The organism is Mesobacillus sp. (assembly GCF_049588175.1).
Taxonomy (GTDB): Bacteria; Bacillota; Bacilli; order Bacillales; family Cytobacillaceae; genus Mesobacillus.
On sequence record NZ_JBAVFI010000469.1, the window covers coordinates 1 to 14,710 of the forward strand.

Consider the following 14,710-nt stretch of genomic DNA (forward strand, 5'->3'; position numbering starts at 1 on the left):
CGTTTTTCAATTTGGTTTGCTTCAATCATATCGCTTGAATCCACAGGCAATTCCATATGACCGCATGTTATGCATTTTTGAAATCTAGTTCCAGCATTGAAAAGATCAACCCCGTCGTTTGTAGTGAAACCAACATTCTCTTCATGAAGTGAAAAACGGTGATAGCAATTCTTTGTTTCGCTCATGCTTCCTCCTCCTATTTCGTAATTCTCTCCCATAAACATATATTGAATATTGAATACTCGAAATTTTAAGTGGTGAAAGACATAAATAAAGGGAAAGCATTTTTAAACGCTCTCCCTTTTACATAACCTTTTTTTGATAATTCTAAACCGCTCTCGAATCCGAAAATCGAATTCGCAAGGTTTTTTCGAGATCTGCTATTGCAGCTGGATCGTCCCCATCAAGTTCTATAAATGGCCCATTATATTCCAGCAGCGCATGTTCATATCTAGGGTCATAGTAGTGAACAAGCAGAATTTCTATTAAAACCTTATATTCACGATTATTTAGCGCATATTCTAGTGAGGCAGCAATATCCTGTTTCTTAATTCTCTTAATTAGTTTTGATACTTTTTCATTCACTTCGTTATCAAACCATTCCTGTTCCTTGAATGGCAATACATACTCATTAAAGATCCGTTCGACTCTTTTTGGGATCGAACTCTTGATCAGGAAGTGGATTCCATTCACCTTTTTTTCCAGAAGTTCATCCGGCTGGGCGGCACGGCCGATTCTTTTGCTTTCTGCCTCAATGATAAAATATTTTGAGCCTTTTAGTTCATTTAGCCGATCGAACAGAAGCGCATCGAATGTCTTTTGATTATGGCCCTCTCCCATGCCAATCATCCCAAAAATTGAACCACGGTGATTAGCCATTTTTTCCAAATCAACTACTGGAAAGCCTTTTATCTGTAGAGCGTGTAAAATTTCCGTTTTTCCTGTTCCAGTCATGCCATGCAAAACAACTGCTTTTTCCGGGAGCAACTTTGGGGTTTGTTCTAAAATATATTCTCTATAAGCTTTGTATCCGCCCTCAAGACGGACTGAGGGAATCCCCGCGTATTCCAAGAATGAAGCAACAGACCGGCTTCTCATCCCGCCTCTCCAGCAATGAATCACAGGTTCTGCCCCTGTTTTCTTAAGATCTTTTATATCACTTAGCAATTGGGGCAGTTTCGGTGAAACGATTTCCATTGCTCGCCACTTTGCAGCTTCTTCCCCTAATTGTTTATATATCGTTCCTATTTCTTTTCTTTCTTCATTGGAAAACAATGGAATATTAACCGAACCAGGAATAGCTGATTCATGGTGTTCAATCGGTGCCCTGACATCTACTGGGATATATTGATTCGAGTTTATTAATTCTTGTACTGATATGTCCTTCATTTTTCCGCTTGACCTCCATGGTCGAAAAGTGAAAACCGCCATCTTACTATTTTATCTAAAAGAGGCCAGATTTTCACTCTTATTAACTTGTATTCTCTTTATCCTACCATATTTGAGGCAGAATTAAAAAAAGACCACATAACATCAAGCATGTGGTCAACACAGGAACTCCCTGCCAATCAAAGTGCTGATCGCACGGCAGAAGTCTTTCCATTCCTTTGGGAAACAATCAATTCCGCCACTATCAAACTTTTCTCCCCTAGTTTCAAGTTTGACAGACCAAGTTGTTCCATCAACAATGATACCCTCTGCCTGGTAATCGTCCTGCCATTCCCAACAATTAAATGAGTATAGCTGCTGCTTGAAGTACTCCACACTTCCTGGCACGGGTGCATTAAATGAACCTCGGGCCTTGGAATCCAAATACCATTCAAAATACGTAAAACGATTCTTTTTAAAATCTACTTTTAATCTCCGCTCGGGACCCGGATATCCATACAGTACGACTGACAGCATTACAGGCTCACGTTCAGGTCTTATTGATACGATGCCATCTTTCAGCGAAAATAACTCTTTATTTTTACTTATCAGCGATTTTATATATGCCTGCTCAACAACTTGCTCGTCTTTGCGAAAGTAACTTGTTGCCTGTTCACTCATTTCCTTGCAAATAACTGGAATTGTTGCAGTCCCCTTCTTTACTAAAATATCGAGAATCGCTTTATACATTTTCATCACGTTCATCTTCCTTTATGAACAAAGTGCTAAAAACTAAATATTTCGTCACTTCATCTCCCAAAAATTCCTCTTGTTTATTTCCGATTTCCTATAAATAAAGTATATACAGCAATCACACTTTTTTACTGTAACAAATCTTACTGTTCAATAAAATATTCCTCCCTGCTATAACAATAAAACCAGCTGCTGTTCTCTTGAGCTTCATCAAAACAACTCAATACAGGTTTTTACCTCTTGAATTGTTCTCGAGAGCACCGCCCTAGCGCACTGCGCCTAGGATAGTTAATATGACCACATCTCGAAAAATGAACATCTTAGTGGGAATTAACAGACTAGCTTAACAGAGTTTTGACAAAAAAGGCCAGGGTTTGCGGAAAACGACAGCAACTTGTTTTATCTTGTCTTTTCCTGCGCTTTCCCGAGAAATAATTTTTATAATAACTGAATATTCCCACAAAAAAATTCAGTTTTATTTCCTTTACAAGGGAGGAAAAGGGCAAACAACAAAGGTTTTAAAATAAGTAAAAAAGGTATAGATGTTAAAGGCTGTTTTTGAAAAAGCCCTTCATTCAAATTCTGAAACAATTGGCTCTGTTAACCTTAACTGTTAATTTTCTCACTGGGCATTCATGCAGAAAATTTTCACCATGAGGGATGTGAATTAGTATTACAGACATCTTTATTTTCAGAGTAACCAAACATTTGGTTAAAATATATAAGCTACTGTAAACTTTTAGCCAAATATAGAATGGAAAAAATCATGATACTAATCATACAGGAGTGTACACAATGATTGATTCAATGGCGAAGCAATTTGAAAAACCTAAAGGCTTACTTGGAAAGCTTGCAGGAACAATCATGTACTTTGAGAACCGCAAAATAAATAAATGGAGCATTAAGAAGCTGCAGATTCAAAAAAAAGACCGTATTCTCGAGATTGGTTACGGTCCAGGATACGGAATCAAAACAATGATAACAGATTACCCATTAGTCGAGATAGATGGCATTGATCTATCAGAAAAGATGCTCCAGGAAGCATCTAAAAGAAACCAGAAATGGATCCAAACTGGCAAGGTGTATCTTGCAGCTGGTAATGTAGTCAATTTCCAGCCGGGACACCACTACACCAAAGTACTCTCTGTTAATAACTATCCATTATGGGATCAGCCTCTTCAATCTTTAAAGCACATTCATACCTTAATTGATAAGGGCGGGAAAATCGTGATCACGGTCCAACCTAGAGAAGAAGGTTCAACAGATGATACCGCTAGACAGCTTGGTGAGAAAATCAAGCAGGACTTGCTTCAATCGGGTTTCAGGGATCCTGTAGTTTCTTATAAAAAAGTTAGACCTGTCCTCACAGTATGTGTTACAGCAGAAAAGGACAAGGAATAGCCGCTGTCCACTGACAGCGGCTATCGTTTTTTAAGAGATAGGAAAGCATAAAATTCACTTCGAGAAATGTCCAGCTCCAGCGCCTAGCCCCTCGAGTCGCATGTCTGGCTGCGGCTCCTAACTCCTCGAGACGCTTCGTTCCTGCCAATGAAGTCAAAGAACGACTTCACCGGTCGGCCCTTCGGCGGACAGGACGTCCTAGTGCCGACGTTGCCACAGGACGTGGCGTAGTTAGTCGCCGTTCCTTTTACAAGGCGCTTGCGCTTTTCTTATATATTCACTATTTCAGCAGAATGGATTAAATTTTGAATTTCTTCATATTTCCCTTGTTCAAAAAGATCAATCACTTTACTGCCAACGATTACCCCATCGCAATGCTTGCACACTTCTTGTATCTGTTCTTTATTAGATACTCCGAATCCCGCCAGAACAGGAACAGAACTTAGGCTTTTAACTGTTTTTAGGAATCCAGCAAGATCATTGCTGAATTCATTCCTTGTACCGGTAGTTCCTGTCACTGTAACAGCATATATAAATCCTGCAGACTTTCCAGCAATTTCCCTTATTCTTTCTACTGGTGTAGTCAAGGTCACCAATCTAATAAGGGTGAGATTTTCTTTCTCCAGATGGGGCACAATCAATGCTTCTTCTTCAATCGGCAGATCAGGAATAATACAGCCTGCTACACCTGCTTTTTGAGCATCTTCGGCAAATTGTTCATAGCCATAAGCGATGAGAGGATTTAAATAGGTCATCAGGATGAGAGGAACACTTACATCATCCTTATATTCTTTAAGAGCATTCAGGACTTTCTTTAATGTCGTTCCTTCCTTCAATGCACGGATGCCTGCTCTTTGGATTGTCGGCCCATCCGCAACAGGGTCAGAAAAAGGAATGCCTATTTCAATCGCATCTGCCCTGCTATCCTGTAAAAACAACAATTTTCCCTTTAGGCTTTCCAGGCCCCCATCGCCCGCCATTATATAAGGTACAAATACTTTTTTCTCTTTAATAGTAAGCGCTGTTTGAATGTGATTCATTACTCGCTCCTCCTGTTCGATCTTTAATAGTATGAACATCTTTGTCACCGCGGCCTGACAAACATACAACTACGTTCTCATTTTCGTTCATATCACCCGCGAGCTTCACAGCGTATGCCACAGCATGCGCACTTTCAAGGGCAGGAATGATTCCTTCCAGTTTAGATAAAAGTTTGAATGCCATAAGAGCTTCTTCATCTGTTACAGCCTCGTACTTGACTCTGTTTATATCATGCAAATAGCTATGTTCCGGTCCTATTCCTGGATAATCCAAACCAGCCGATATCGAGTGGGCTTCCTGTATTTGTCCATCTTCATCCTGCAAAAGATACATCATAGCACCATGCAGTACACCAGGATTTCCTTTTGCTAGGGAGGCAGCGTGTTTTTCAGTAGTCAATCCCAATCCAGCTGCCTCAACACCAAAAATGCTGACTGATTCATCTTTTAAGAAAGGATAAAACATCCCAATCGAATTACTTCCACCGCCAATACATGCGACCAATGCATCCGGCAGTTTCCCTTCACGCTCCAAAAACTGCTCCCTTGTTTCTCTTCCAATTACACTCTGAAAGTCACGAACCATCATCGGGTATGGATGCGGACCCATCACAGAACCAAGGATGTAATGGGTGTCCCGGACGTTCGACACCCAATAGCGCAGCGCTTCATTCACCGCATCCTTCAAAGTACCGCTGCCAGCGTCCACGCTGACAACTTTGGCCCCAAGCAGCTCCATCCTAAAAACGTTTAGCTGCTGACGCTTAATATCCTCTTTCCCCATGAAAATCACACATTCCAGATTCATCAATGCACAGACTGTCGCAGTCGCTACCCCATGCTGTCCAGCTCCTGTTTCAGCGACAATTTTTCTCTTGCCCATTCTTACAGCTAAAAGTGCCTGACCAACGGTGTTATTAATCTTATGGGCTCCTGTATGGTTCAAGTCTTCTCTTTTCAGATAGATTTTTGCCCCTCCAGCATGTCTGGTGAGGTTTTCTGCAAAAAATAGCGGAGTCTCCCTTCCAACATAATCTCTCATTAACAGATTCAATTCGTCACGAAAACTCTCATCTTCTTTTGCACGATGATATTCCTCTTCAAGTTCTAACACCGCATGCATCAGCGTCTCAGGAACAAATCTTCCACCATATTTTCCAAAATGACCTTTTTCATCTGGCATTCTATACGTGCTTGTCTCCATTCCTTATTCCTCCTCTATTCGTTTTGCTTTATATATAAATTCTCTAATTTTTAACAAATCTTTTTGCCCATCCGTTTCAACACCACTGCTTACATCGACCATAAAAGGCTGGATTTTATTAATCGCTGCTTGAACATTATCTGCATTAAGGCCCCCTGCAAGGATTACATTCTGTCGGGACGCTCCTATCCCCTCAGCAAGATCCCAATCGAAGCTCATGCCATTTCCTCCATAAAATTTTTCAGGCGGGCTGTCCAGCAGCACAAACTCTGTCTTTAATGTTTTAATCCTTGTTAAATCCTCGCCTGATGAAACTGAAACAGATCTTATAATCGGGATATCAATTTTTTTATAAGGCTCCATTTTCTCATCACCGTGAAGCTGAATGTGAGTCAGACCTGCTGTCTTTGCTGTTTGCAAAATTGTTTCTGCGTCTTCATTCACAAAGACTCCTACTTTCCAGACAGCTGCCGGAAGCTCATTAATTATTTCCCTCGCCCCCATTGAAGTAATTTTTCTTTTACTTTTCGCGAAAACGAACCCTATAGCATCCGCTCCTTGTTCTACAGCATATTTAGCTGCTTCCAGACTTTTAATCCCGCAAATCTTCACCTTCATATCAATAGCCTCCGATAGGAACCTTGAATTCCATAAAAGTCCGCTCAATATCGAGTGATTTCATGAATGTCTCGCCAACCAATACTCCGTTCGCACCCGCTAATGCGGCTGTTTGAACATCTTCCCTTGTTTTCATGCCACTCTCACTAATTAGCATTGCACCCGAATTCTTAACAAGTGGTCCCAGTTTCATTGTTGCATCAAGATTAACTTGAAAGGTTTTCAAATCACGATTGTTTATACCAATAAGTGGCGCCTTAATTTCTTTCGCTTTTTCAAGGTCTTTTTCATCATGAATTTCAACAAGACACTCCAAACCTAGAGATAATGCATACCCATGGAGCAGAGCCAATTCTTCTTTACTGAGAACTGCTGCTATCAGCAGTATCACATCTGCACCAGAAAACCTGGCTAGATCAATTTGAAACTTGTCGATGATAAAATCCTTGCACAGTATCGGAATATCTACTGTTTCACGTACTTTTTCAAGATCGGAAAACGTTCCTTTAAAGCCGATTTCATCCGTTAAAACAGATATTGCCGAGGCACCAGCTTCCACATAAAGCTTTGCTTGCTCTGCTGGCTTTAGCTGAAGATTAATGTCACCTTTTGAAGGTGAGGCTCTTTTGAATTCAGAAATGATGGCTACATTATCGCTGAATCTTAATCTGTCTATTAGCGATCGTGGTTTAAAACATGGTTGTTTCAAATCTAACTTGGTTGTTTTAAGATTTTCTATTTCAAATCTTTTTCGTTTGATAATGATTTCAAGAATTGTGCCTTCCATTATCCCACCGCCTTTCTTGTTCTGGTACTTAGCGCTTTTAAATTCTCAAGCTTTGACAGCGCTCTCCCCGAATCAATACTTTCAGCCGCAATGGCAATTCCATCTAATATGGAATCAGCCTTGCCTGCTGTGAAAATCCCAATTCCAGCATTCAAAAGCACTGTATCTCGCTGAGGGCCTTTTCTGCCTTTTAAAATACTCGTTAAAATTTCAGCATTATCCCTGGCATCTCCACCGAGGATATGAGTGTTGTCATAAACTGGCATATCCAATTCCTCGGGATGAAGCTTCAAACTTTTGATTTCCCCATCAGCTAATATGACTAGTTCGTTTTCTCCTGCCAGCGAAGCTTCATCCATATGACCTGCTCCATTAATAACAACAGCTCTCTTCCTGCCAAGGTTGTCAAGGACTTGGGCAAATTGATCAAGCAAATCTCTTCTATAAATTCCAAGCATCTGATAATCAAGGTCAACTGGATTGGTGAGCGGTCCAATGAGATTGAAAATTGTTGGGATTTTCAATTCTCTTCGCACCTTCATAATTTGCCTTAGTTTTGGATGGACATGGGGAGCGAAAAGAAACGCTATACCGTTTGCTTCTAAAATTTCTTCAGTTAGCTCTGCTTCTAAGTCAAGACGGATTCCGAGCTCTTCCAGTACATCAGCGCTGCCTGTTTTACTCGAAACACTTCTATTTCCATGTTTAGCAACCGTAATTCCTGCACCGGCAATCACAAACGCTGAGGTTGTGCTGATATTGAAGCTTTTCGATCCATCGCCTCCAGTCCCGCAGTTATCAATGACATCTGAATATTTCTTAGTAAAATTTATTGAATGTTTCCTGATTACGTTAACAAGTCCCGAGATCTCATCGGCAGTTTCCCCTTTAGCCTTCAACCCGGTTAGAAAAGCGGCAATTTCACTATCACTTATGTCTTTAGTAAAAAAATCCTCAACCGCAGCTTCCATTTCTTTTTCTTCTAGCGATTTTTTTTCAAGTAACTTCTCAAGAAAAAATTTCATATGCCTTTTTCCCCTTTCTGATTTCTTCCAGGAAATTCTTCAAAATTTGTTTACCGCTGTTGGTTCCTATAGATTCAGGATGGAATTGCAGCCCAAACAGCGGAAACCGTTTATGCTTGATTGCCATAATTTCGTGATCATCCATTGATTCTGCCAGAACGTCAAGATCCTCAGGCAACGTTTCACGTTCAATTACCAGTGAGTGATATCTCATTACCTCGATATGCTGATGCAGTGAATTGAACAGCAAGGATTCATTATGTTTTATTTTTGATACTTTGCCATGCATGATTTTATTCGCCTTTATAACTGAGCCTCCAAATGCATATCCAATTGCCTGATGGCCGAGACAAATACCTAGAATGGGGATTTCCGGAGCAAATTTTCTTATGACTTCCACACATATCCCAGCTTGTTCTGGCCTCCCAGGACCAGGTGAAAGAACAATACCATCAGGAGCCATTTGCTCAATTTGGTTTAGTGATATTTTGTCGTTCCTTACAGTTGTTACTTCCGAGCCGAGTTCACTTAAATATTGAAAAAGATTAAAGGTGAAAGAGTCATAGTTATCAATTAGCAGAATCATGCGCTGCCTCCAATAAAGCTTTTAATTTGTGATTAGTTTCTTCAAATTCTTTCTGTGGATCAGAGTCATAAACGATACCAGCCCCAGCCTGGAAATATCCCTTGCCATCCTTGACAACCATCGTCCTGATTGCCAGGGCAAAGTCCATGCTTCCACAGGCAGAAAAATATCCTATCGCTCCTGAATAGACTCCTCTTTTTTCTCTTTCCAGTCTGTTGATAATTTGCATAGCGCGTATTTTCGGAGCGCCAGATACAGTTCCGGCGGGAAGACAGGAGGCAAGTGCTTCAATCGGATGGACTGAGTTAAGCAATTTACCTCGCACTTCTGAAACGAGATGCATCACAAACTGAAATCTCTCGACATCCATAAATTTTTTGATTTCTATGGTGCCTATTTCGCATACCCTCCCCAAGTCATTCCTGGCAAGGTCTACAAGCATTTTGTGTTCGGCCTGCTCTTTCTCATCACTTCGCAATTCAGACTCTAAAATTTCATCTTCATCAAACGAAATCCCTCTTGGTCGCGTGCCAGCAATTGGATTGGTTAATATGGTTCCTGAATGATACTTCACCAAGCTTTCAGGAGAAGACCCCGCCACTGCGTATTCATCAAAGTCTAGAAAATACATATATGGCGATGGATTATTAACCCGTAATTTACGGTAAAAGGTAAAAGGATCGCCTTCTGCTTTTGCAGTCAGCCTACGTGATAATACAACCTGAAATATTTCACCTGCTTCAATTAGTTCCTTAGCCATTGCAACCGATTCAGTGAATTCTTCCCTTGACTTGGAAAATTTGAAATCAGTTACGGAAAAATATCCGTCAGAAGATGTTTTTGCTGGTGTATGAATCTCCTCTTTTCGCTTTTTAAGCCTTTTAACGAGATTTTCTGTTGATTGATTGGGGATGGGAATGCCTATTAGATATAATTTTTGTTTTAAATGGTCGCATACGATAATGTGATCAAAGATCATAAGATGGGCATCAGGCATCCCAACGGTATCTTCCGGCAATAGCCCTATGTCCTCATAATTCCTTATGAAATCATAGCCGATAAATCCAACACCGCCTCCAATAAAAGGGATATCCAGTGCGTTCTCAATTTTAGGTACATATTGCTGTAGAGCTTCTGCAAAACATCCTGTTATCTGGACAGTGCTTTCCTCGTTTTTGACAATTGTCTCCCCGTTAGCGTTTATCAGCTCGTAAACGGGGTCACTGCCTATGAATGAGAACCTTCCGGATTCCTCATGTTTATGTGAGCTCTCTAATAGGAACTTTTTCTTTCCGGAAATCCTTTGGTACAAGGAAATTGGCGTCATTGTATCTCCTTCAAGCTCTTCTACCAGCAGTTCTCGCGTTTGAACATTCATTGAAATCCTCCTTTTGAAAATAAAAAAGTCCCCTATACATGCACAAATATTGTGCTGTATAGAGGACGATTACGATTGGACCGCGGTGCCACCTCATATTGGAGCAGAAAAAGCTCCCTCTCTTCAGGTACAGGAAAATCATATGGATTTTCGGTATACCCTATCCTTTTAACGGCGGAATCCCGGACAGCCCTACTGCATTTCAAGCTGTCTCTCGCAAGGCCATTCGGCAGGGATCTTCGCGCCGGTTCTCACCATACCCAGCTCTCTGTACCGAAAATCATCTGCTTACTCTTCTTGCTCATCGAGTTAATTATATTAAGTTTTCCAAAAACTTATAGAAAGCTTATTCCACATTAGTTTTTTCATGAAATAAAGACTTTTTCACACAATTTATTTAGATTCGTACTTCTTTGAATAGTTCCTTACTTCATTGGAGCACTGTTATTCTAAAGAGAGCTTTTTTTTGTTATAGCATTAATAAAATCAATATTATCTTTGTTACGACAATATCGTGTTCCTGCACCTTCTCAACTCAAAATTCTAAAAGCATTGACCAGAAAGAAAAGAGCCAAAACAAAAAGGGTCCCCCGCCTTATATAAAATAAGGACGAGAGACCCGTGGTGCCACCTTGTTTAGCCGAAATTCGGCTCGCTTAACAGCATCGAGCATGATAGAATGCTTAATGCCTGCCTTTTGTAACGATAAGGCCATTTCGCCAAAGCCTACTGCCCGAAGGGTTCGGTTTGGAAGCTCGGAAGTCCATTCGCTGTAACAGCCACGCTGATTCTCACCATCCATCAGCTCTCTGAAGTACCCGTTTCAGTTACTACTCTTCGTCAACGCTATACGTTATATTGTTTTAAATAATAAAACGATAAATTCTAAATGTCAAATAAAATAATAAATTTTTTAATTTTTCTGCCTTATCAACTTTTGGAGATTTTGTTTCCAATCCTCCGCCAATCCATTGACTTCAAGGAGTTTTACAATGGCTTCATAATCGTTTTTTTGATGAAAAAATAATTCATTTGCTCGTAAAATGGAGAAGCTATTTTGCTTTCTCTCCAGCAGGGTGATTTCTGAATCGGAATAAACTATCCCTTCTTCAAGCACCCTAAAGAAATAACCTGTATAACAAGTTTCGACTACCTTTTTCAATAGCTGATTGGTATCGTTGTTTTTCGAAATTTTCGAGCACGGGATTCTCCCTTGAGATATCTGGACAGTCGCGTTACCCAGACGATAAATATCACCAATAAATACATCTGCTTCTTTCATTCCTGGAGCTGATATATTTTCGCCAAAAGAGGGAGCATTAAAGTCCTTGCCAAATTCATGTGACCACTGAGCATAATGCTCTACAGGGTAAAAACAAACCGCTCTGTCTGGTCCCCCATGAAATTCAGTAGCTGCAACTCCATCCCCTTGAAGTGCCTCGAAAGAAAGGAATGCTTTAGAAACGCCTTTTTTTGAGATTGCTGACTGTTCCTGTTTACCATTCCAGTTCCTTACTTCTGGCAAACCTACATTTAAAAATAAAATCTTCACCATTTTCCTACATCTCCCTCTTAGGCTTTCCCTCATTTTATTATTTTCCACTTTATTTTACTATTAGGGATTACCATAAAAAAACATCTGTTTTTCTCCTCACAAAAGCTCACACTAAAAATAGTTTGAAAAAAGGCAGGTTTCGGACATGAATTATATTGAAAACTTGTTTCCTAAATCTGAAGGAATCCAGGGGAAGAAAGAAAAGGACTCTAAAAAGGATAATGTTAATAACCAAAAGTGGGCCATCATTTCAATCGCATCTATACCATTAGTCATGACACTTGGAAATTCAATGCTGATACCCGTACTGCCAGAAATGGAACGTAAAATGGGTATTTCCGCCTTTCAGTCATCTTTAATCATAACCGTATACTCCATTGTAGCAATCTTTCTAATTCCAATTGCGGGCTACCTTTCGGATCATATCGGCAGAAAAAAAGTAATCATTCCGAGTCTTATCATTACTGGAATTGGCGGTCTTATATCAGGATGGGCTGCATGGAAAATGAATGACGGCTATTGGATCGTTCTTATTGGCAGAGCGCTGCAGGGTGTAGGTGCGGCAGGGGCATTTCCAATTGTTTTGCCACTGGTAGGTGACATGTTTAAAAATGATGATGAAGTAAGTGGCGTGCTAGGTGAAATAGAAACAGCAAATACACTTGGGAAGGTCCTAAGTCCAGTCTTAGGCTCCTTTCTGGCTGGGTTTATCTGGTTCCTTCCGTTCTTCTCAATACCAGTTTTTTGTGCAATTTCCATTCTCATGATGACTTTTATGGTTTCGAGCCCTAAAAAGAAAGAAAAACCTTTGCCTTTTAAAGACTTTTTAAAGAAAGTCAAACTTATATTTACCGAAAATGGCCGTTGGCTTTATGCCATCTTTTTTATTGGTGTTATTGTTATGTTTGTACTTTTCGGAGTATTATTTTACCTTTCGGACATTCTGGAAAATAAATATGGAATCAAGGATCTGCGAAAAGGTTTGCTGCTGGCACTGCCCTTAGGTGCACTTTGCCTGTCCTCCTTTATAACAGGGAAGAAAATCAAAAAAAATATGGTCTTGATGAAATGGATCACATTCAGCAGTTTAGTGATATTAGGAATTGCCATTGCCCTTTTAAGCTTTTCTGAGGAGCTTTGGTTCATCATTACAATGTTTCTGGTTGCAGGAATTGGAATCGGTGCAAGTCTCCCTCCCTTAGATGCGCTCATAACGGAAAGTATCGAGAAAGAGGAAAGAGGAACAATCACATCGATTTATAGTTCAATGAGATTTATTGGAGTTGCAGCAGGTCCTCCTGTAATTGCCTTACTTATGAAAAATTCAAGTAAAATCATCTTCATTTTATTAACAACGTTGAGCATCGCAGCTGCATTAGCAACGTTCATCGCAATAAAGCCTGATAATAAGGGAGCGTAAAGCAGCCAATGCGTTCTCTTTTGAAGTGCAAAATGTGAAAAAACAACACAAACAGCATGCTAAATCGCATATGATTTACCATGCTGTTTTTTGTTGATATAAAAAGGTTAATGACAATTTTGAGAGTAAACACTGAAATTAGCATACCAATTAGCAAAGTGATAATATTCCTTCTCACGCTGTTAGTTGATATGTTAAAACGGTTGTTAATACTTCGTTAAATCTGATAAGAATGGAATTATTTTCAAACATAAATTAGATGAACCCGGGAGAACTCGGTTGCATCTATGCTTGTTAATGCATAACAAGAGCTTCGACTTTAAATACCAGTCCTAAAAGTAAAATAAGCGGAGATTTTCCTGTTAATTCCCGAATAGAGCTCGTTTCGGGCTAAATAAGGGGAGTTTTTCCGGTTATACTCCAGCAAAATTCCCCATTTAATGTTTTTCGAGTCAATAGGCGGAATCTCTCCGTTTATTTAAGCTATTTTCAATGCTATTTACTAATTAAGCGAAATTTTTCCGTCTATCTAACTGATAAGAGCGGATCCTCTCTTATCAAAGTCCTTCAAAAGTTCCAACAACTATCCTTTTAAACTGATATTGTCATTCCAATTATAACGACTTTGAATTATCACGGATAATATTCTGAATCGAAAAAGCATGATGATTTAATTGCTAATCACCATGCTTTTCACTATGTTATTTGTGATTTTGCAACCCAAAAGAGAACTCGTTTGGAGCCAGCCAATGCGTTTTATCTTTGCAAATTGAGGTTATCCAAAAAATTGGATACTTCGGTGTTAAATTCGTGCCATTTTTTCACCGGAACCTGATGTGAAACTTTCTGGATAAAGGCAGTCCTAAATTCGGACAATTCCCTCTCATAAGTCCGGAGATGCTGGTTTATAAAATCCCTTGACCCGTAGATCAGCAGCAAAGGAACAGATAAATCCTTCAGCCGCTCTAAGCACGAGTAGTTCAGAGATTCATTATAAAAATGAAACCACGTGCTGCGGTTGGCTTTCAGCATATGATCGATCAATTCAAGGCGATAATCTTTTTCATGGGTGTGCGCAGTCGCGATTACCTTTGCCAGGATATTAGGTGAATTTTTAACAAAGTACATGCCCAATAAATGTTCATATTTTAAAGCAGGCGATTCCACCTTTGCAAATCCACCTGAAAGGATTACTGCTGCAGTCCGTCCAGGATATGTCAATGCAAATTCTTGAGCGATGCTTCCTCCAGAGGAATAACCGCAAAGAACTACTTTCTCAACACCTAATGAAGTAATAAGATTAAGGACTTCGTTTGCGTAGTTTTTTATACTTACGGAATCCGATAGAGCAGTCGAGTCTCCATGTCCGCTCAAGTCAGGTATAATCACTCGGTACTTATCGCTCAATGGCATTTGGAAACGGAATACTTTCCTCCCCATTCCAGGCGGATGGAGAAAAATAATTGGGGGGCCATTTCCCGCATCCTCGTAAAATACATCGCCATAAGCTAATTGACATAGGGGCATCCAAACTCAACTCCTTTTACATTCATCCTCTTACGTAAAGGCATGTTT

The 14,710-nt window shown here is 40.0% G+C and carries 14 protein-coding genes and 2 other annotated features; of the genes, 2 read left to right on the forward strand and 12 right to left on the reverse strand.

The window, feature by feature from the left end; all coding sequences use genetic code 11:
* From WB217_RS11460 to WB217_RS11470, 3 genes are all read right to left on the reverse strand, one after another.
* On the reverse strand, positions 1 to 185 hold a 185-nt coding region (locus WB217_RS11460; RefSeq protein ID WP_423993357.1), incomplete at its 3' end, for a hypothetical protein.
* 142 nt (positions 186 to 327) lie between these two features.
* Entirely contained in the window at positions 328 to 1,389 is a 1,062-nt protein-coding gene (gene mnmH, locus WB217_RS11465) for a tRNA 2-selenouridine(34) synthase MnmH (protein WP_423993358.1), read from the reverse strand.
* Between the two features lie 156 nt (positions 1,390 to 1,545).
* Positions 1,546 to 2,124: a hypothetical protein gene (locus tag WB217_RS11470; RefSeq protein WP_423993359.1), complete on the reverse strand. Its 579-nt coding sequence runs from the start codon at positions 2,122 to 2,124 to the stop codon at positions 1,546 to 1,548.
* A 792-nt stretch (positions 2,125 to 2,916) separates the two neighbouring features.
* Between WB217_RS11470 and WB217_RS11475 the strand changes: the two genes are divergently transcribed.
* Positions 2,917 to 3,522, forward strand: coding sequence for a methyltransferase domain-containing protein (locus WB217_RS11475; protein WP_423993360.1), 606 nt, complete (start codon positions 2,917 to 2,919; stop codon positions 3,520 to 3,522).
* Between the two features lie 269 nt (positions 3,523 to 3,791).
* Here WB217_RS11475 and trpA read toward each other — a convergent pair whose 3' ends face one another.
* The 8 genes from trpA to WB217_RS11515 all read right to left on the reverse strand — a co-directional run bounded on the left by trpA (position 3,792) and on the right by WB217_RS11515 (position 11,715).
* The gene (gene trpA / locus WB217_RS11480; protein WP_423993361.1) at positions 3,792 to 4,562 is read right to left on the reverse strand and encodes a tryptophan synthase subunit alpha; all 771 of its coding nucleotides are present in this window, start codon (positions 4,560 to 4,562) and stop codon (positions 3,792 to 3,794) included.
* Positions 4,531 to 5,766: a tryptophan synthase subunit beta gene (gene trpB, locus WB217_RS11485; RefSeq protein WP_423993362.1), complete on the reverse strand. Its 1,236-nt coding sequence runs from the start codon at positions 5,764 to 5,766 to the stop codon at positions 4,531 to 4,533. The genes trpA and trpB overlap by 32 nt, the downstream gene beginning before the upstream one ends.
* A gap of 3 nt (positions 5,767 to 5,769) precedes the next feature.
* Positions 5,770 to 6,384: a phosphoribosylanthranilate isomerase gene (locus WB217_RS11490; protein ID WP_423993363.1), complete on the reverse strand. Its 615-nt coding sequence runs from the start codon at positions 6,382 to 6,384 to the stop codon at positions 5,770 to 5,772.
* A gap of 1 nt (position 6,385) precedes the next feature.
* Complete coding sequence (gene trpC, locus WB217_RS11495) at positions 6,386 to 7,171, reverse strand: indole-3-glycerol phosphate synthase TrpC (protein ID WP_423993364.1); 786 nt, start codon at positions 7,169 to 7,171, stop codon at positions 6,386 to 6,388.
* Positions 7,171 to 8,196, reverse strand: a complete 1,026-nt coding sequence (gene trpD, locus WB217_RS11500; RefSeq protein WP_423993365.1) for an anthranilate phosphoribosyltransferase — start codon at positions 8,194 to 8,196, stop codon at positions 7,171 to 7,173. The genes trpC and trpD overlap by 1 nt, the downstream gene beginning before the upstream one ends.
* Positions 8,180 to 8,782: an anthranilate synthase component II gene (locus tag WB217_RS11505; protein ID WP_423993366.1), complete on the reverse strand. Its 603-nt coding sequence runs from the start codon at positions 8,780 to 8,782 to the stop codon at positions 8,180 to 8,182. The genes trpD and WB217_RS11505 overlap by 17 nt, the downstream gene beginning before the upstream one ends.
* Complete coding sequence (gene trpE, locus WB217_RS11510; RefSeq protein ID WP_423993367.1) at positions 8,766 to 10,160, reverse strand: anthranilate synthase component I; 1,395 nt, start codon at positions 10,158 to 10,160, stop codon at positions 8,766 to 8,768. The genes WB217_RS11505 and trpE overlap by 17 nt, the downstream gene beginning before the upstream one ends.
* Positions 10,161 to 10,218: 58 nt before the next feature.
* Positions 10,219 to 10,474: a binding site (T-box leader), on the reverse strand.
* A 289-nt stretch (positions 10,475 to 10,763) separates the two neighbouring features.
* Positions 10,764 to 11,013: a binding site (T-box leader), on the reverse strand.
* Between the two features lie 60 nt (positions 11,014 to 11,073).
* A complete protein-coding gene (locus WB217_RS11515; RefSeq protein WP_423993368.1) occupies positions 11,074 to 11,715 on the reverse strand; it encodes an MOSC domain-containing protein in 642 nt (213 codons plus the stop codon).
* 145 nt (positions 11,716 to 11,860) lie between these two features.
* Here WB217_RS11515 and WB217_RS11520 point away from each other — a divergent pair, with 145 nt between their 5' ends.
* Complete coding sequence (locus WB217_RS11520; protein ID WP_423993369.1) at positions 11,861 to 13,135, forward strand: MFS transporter; 1,275 nt, start codon at positions 11,861 to 11,863, stop codon at positions 13,133 to 13,135.
* Between the two features lie 756 nt (positions 13,136 to 13,891).
* Here the strand turns inward: WB217_RS11520 and WB217_RS11525 are convergent.
* Positions 13,892 to 14,662 (reverse strand): alpha/beta fold hydrolase, encoded by a 771-nt coding sequence (locus tag WB217_RS11525; protein ID WP_423993370.1) that lies wholly within the window; start codon positions 14,660 to 14,662, stop codon positions 13,892 to 13,894.
* Positions 14,663 to 14,710: the final 48 nt, after the last annotated feature.

Bases quoted from the DNA above. Each gene is read 5' to 3' on its own strand.
- mnmH (WP_423993358.1), bottom strand. From the start codon at position 1,389: ATGAAGGACATATCAGTACAAGAATTAATAAACTCGAATCAATATATC.
- WB217_RS11470 (WP_423993359.1), bottom strand. From the start codon at position 2,124: ATGAAAATGTATAAAGCGATTCTCGATATTTTAGTAAAGAAGGGGACT.
- WB217_RS11475 (WP_423993360.1), top strand. From the start codon at position 2,917: ATGATTGATTCAATGGCGAAGCAATTTGAAAAACCTAAAGGCTTACTT.
- trpA (WP_423993361.1), bottom strand. From the start codon at position 4,562: ATGAATCACATTCAAACAGCGCTTACTATTAAAGAGAAAAAAGTATTT.
- trpB (WP_423993362.1), bottom strand. From the start codon at position 5,766: ATGGAGACAAGCACGTATAGAATGCCAGATGAAAAAGGTCATTTTGGA.
- WB217_RS11490 (WP_423993363.1), bottom strand. From the start codon at position 6,384: ATGAAGGTGAAGATTTGCGGGATTAAAAGTCTGGAAGCAGCTAAATAT.
- trpC (WP_423993364.1), bottom strand. From the start codon at position 7,171: ATGGAAGGCACAATTCTTGAAATCATTATCAAACGAAAAAGATTTGAA.
- trpD (WP_423993365.1), bottom strand. From the start codon at position 8,196: ATGAAATTTTTTCTTGAGAAGTTACTTGAAAAAAAATCGCTAGAAGAA.
- WB217_RS11505 (WP_423993366.1), bottom strand. From the start codon at position 8,782: ATGATTCTGCTAATTGATAACTATGACTCTTTCACCTTTAATCTTTTT.
- trpE (WP_423993367.1), bottom strand. From the start codon at position 10,160: ATGAATGTTCAAACGCGAGAACTGCTGGTAGAAGAGCTTGAAGGAGAT.
- WB217_RS11515 (WP_423993368.1), bottom strand. From the start codon at position 11,715: ATGGTGAAGATTTTATTTTTAAATGTAGGTTTGCCAGAAGTAAGGAAC.
- WB217_RS11520 (WP_423993369.1), top strand. From the start codon at position 11,861: ATGAATTATATTGAAAACTTGTTTCCTAAATCTGAAGGAATCCAGGGG.
- WB217_RS11525 (WP_423993370.1), bottom strand. From the start codon at position 14,662: ATGCCCCTATGTCAATTAGCTTATGGCGATGTATTTTACGAGGATGCG.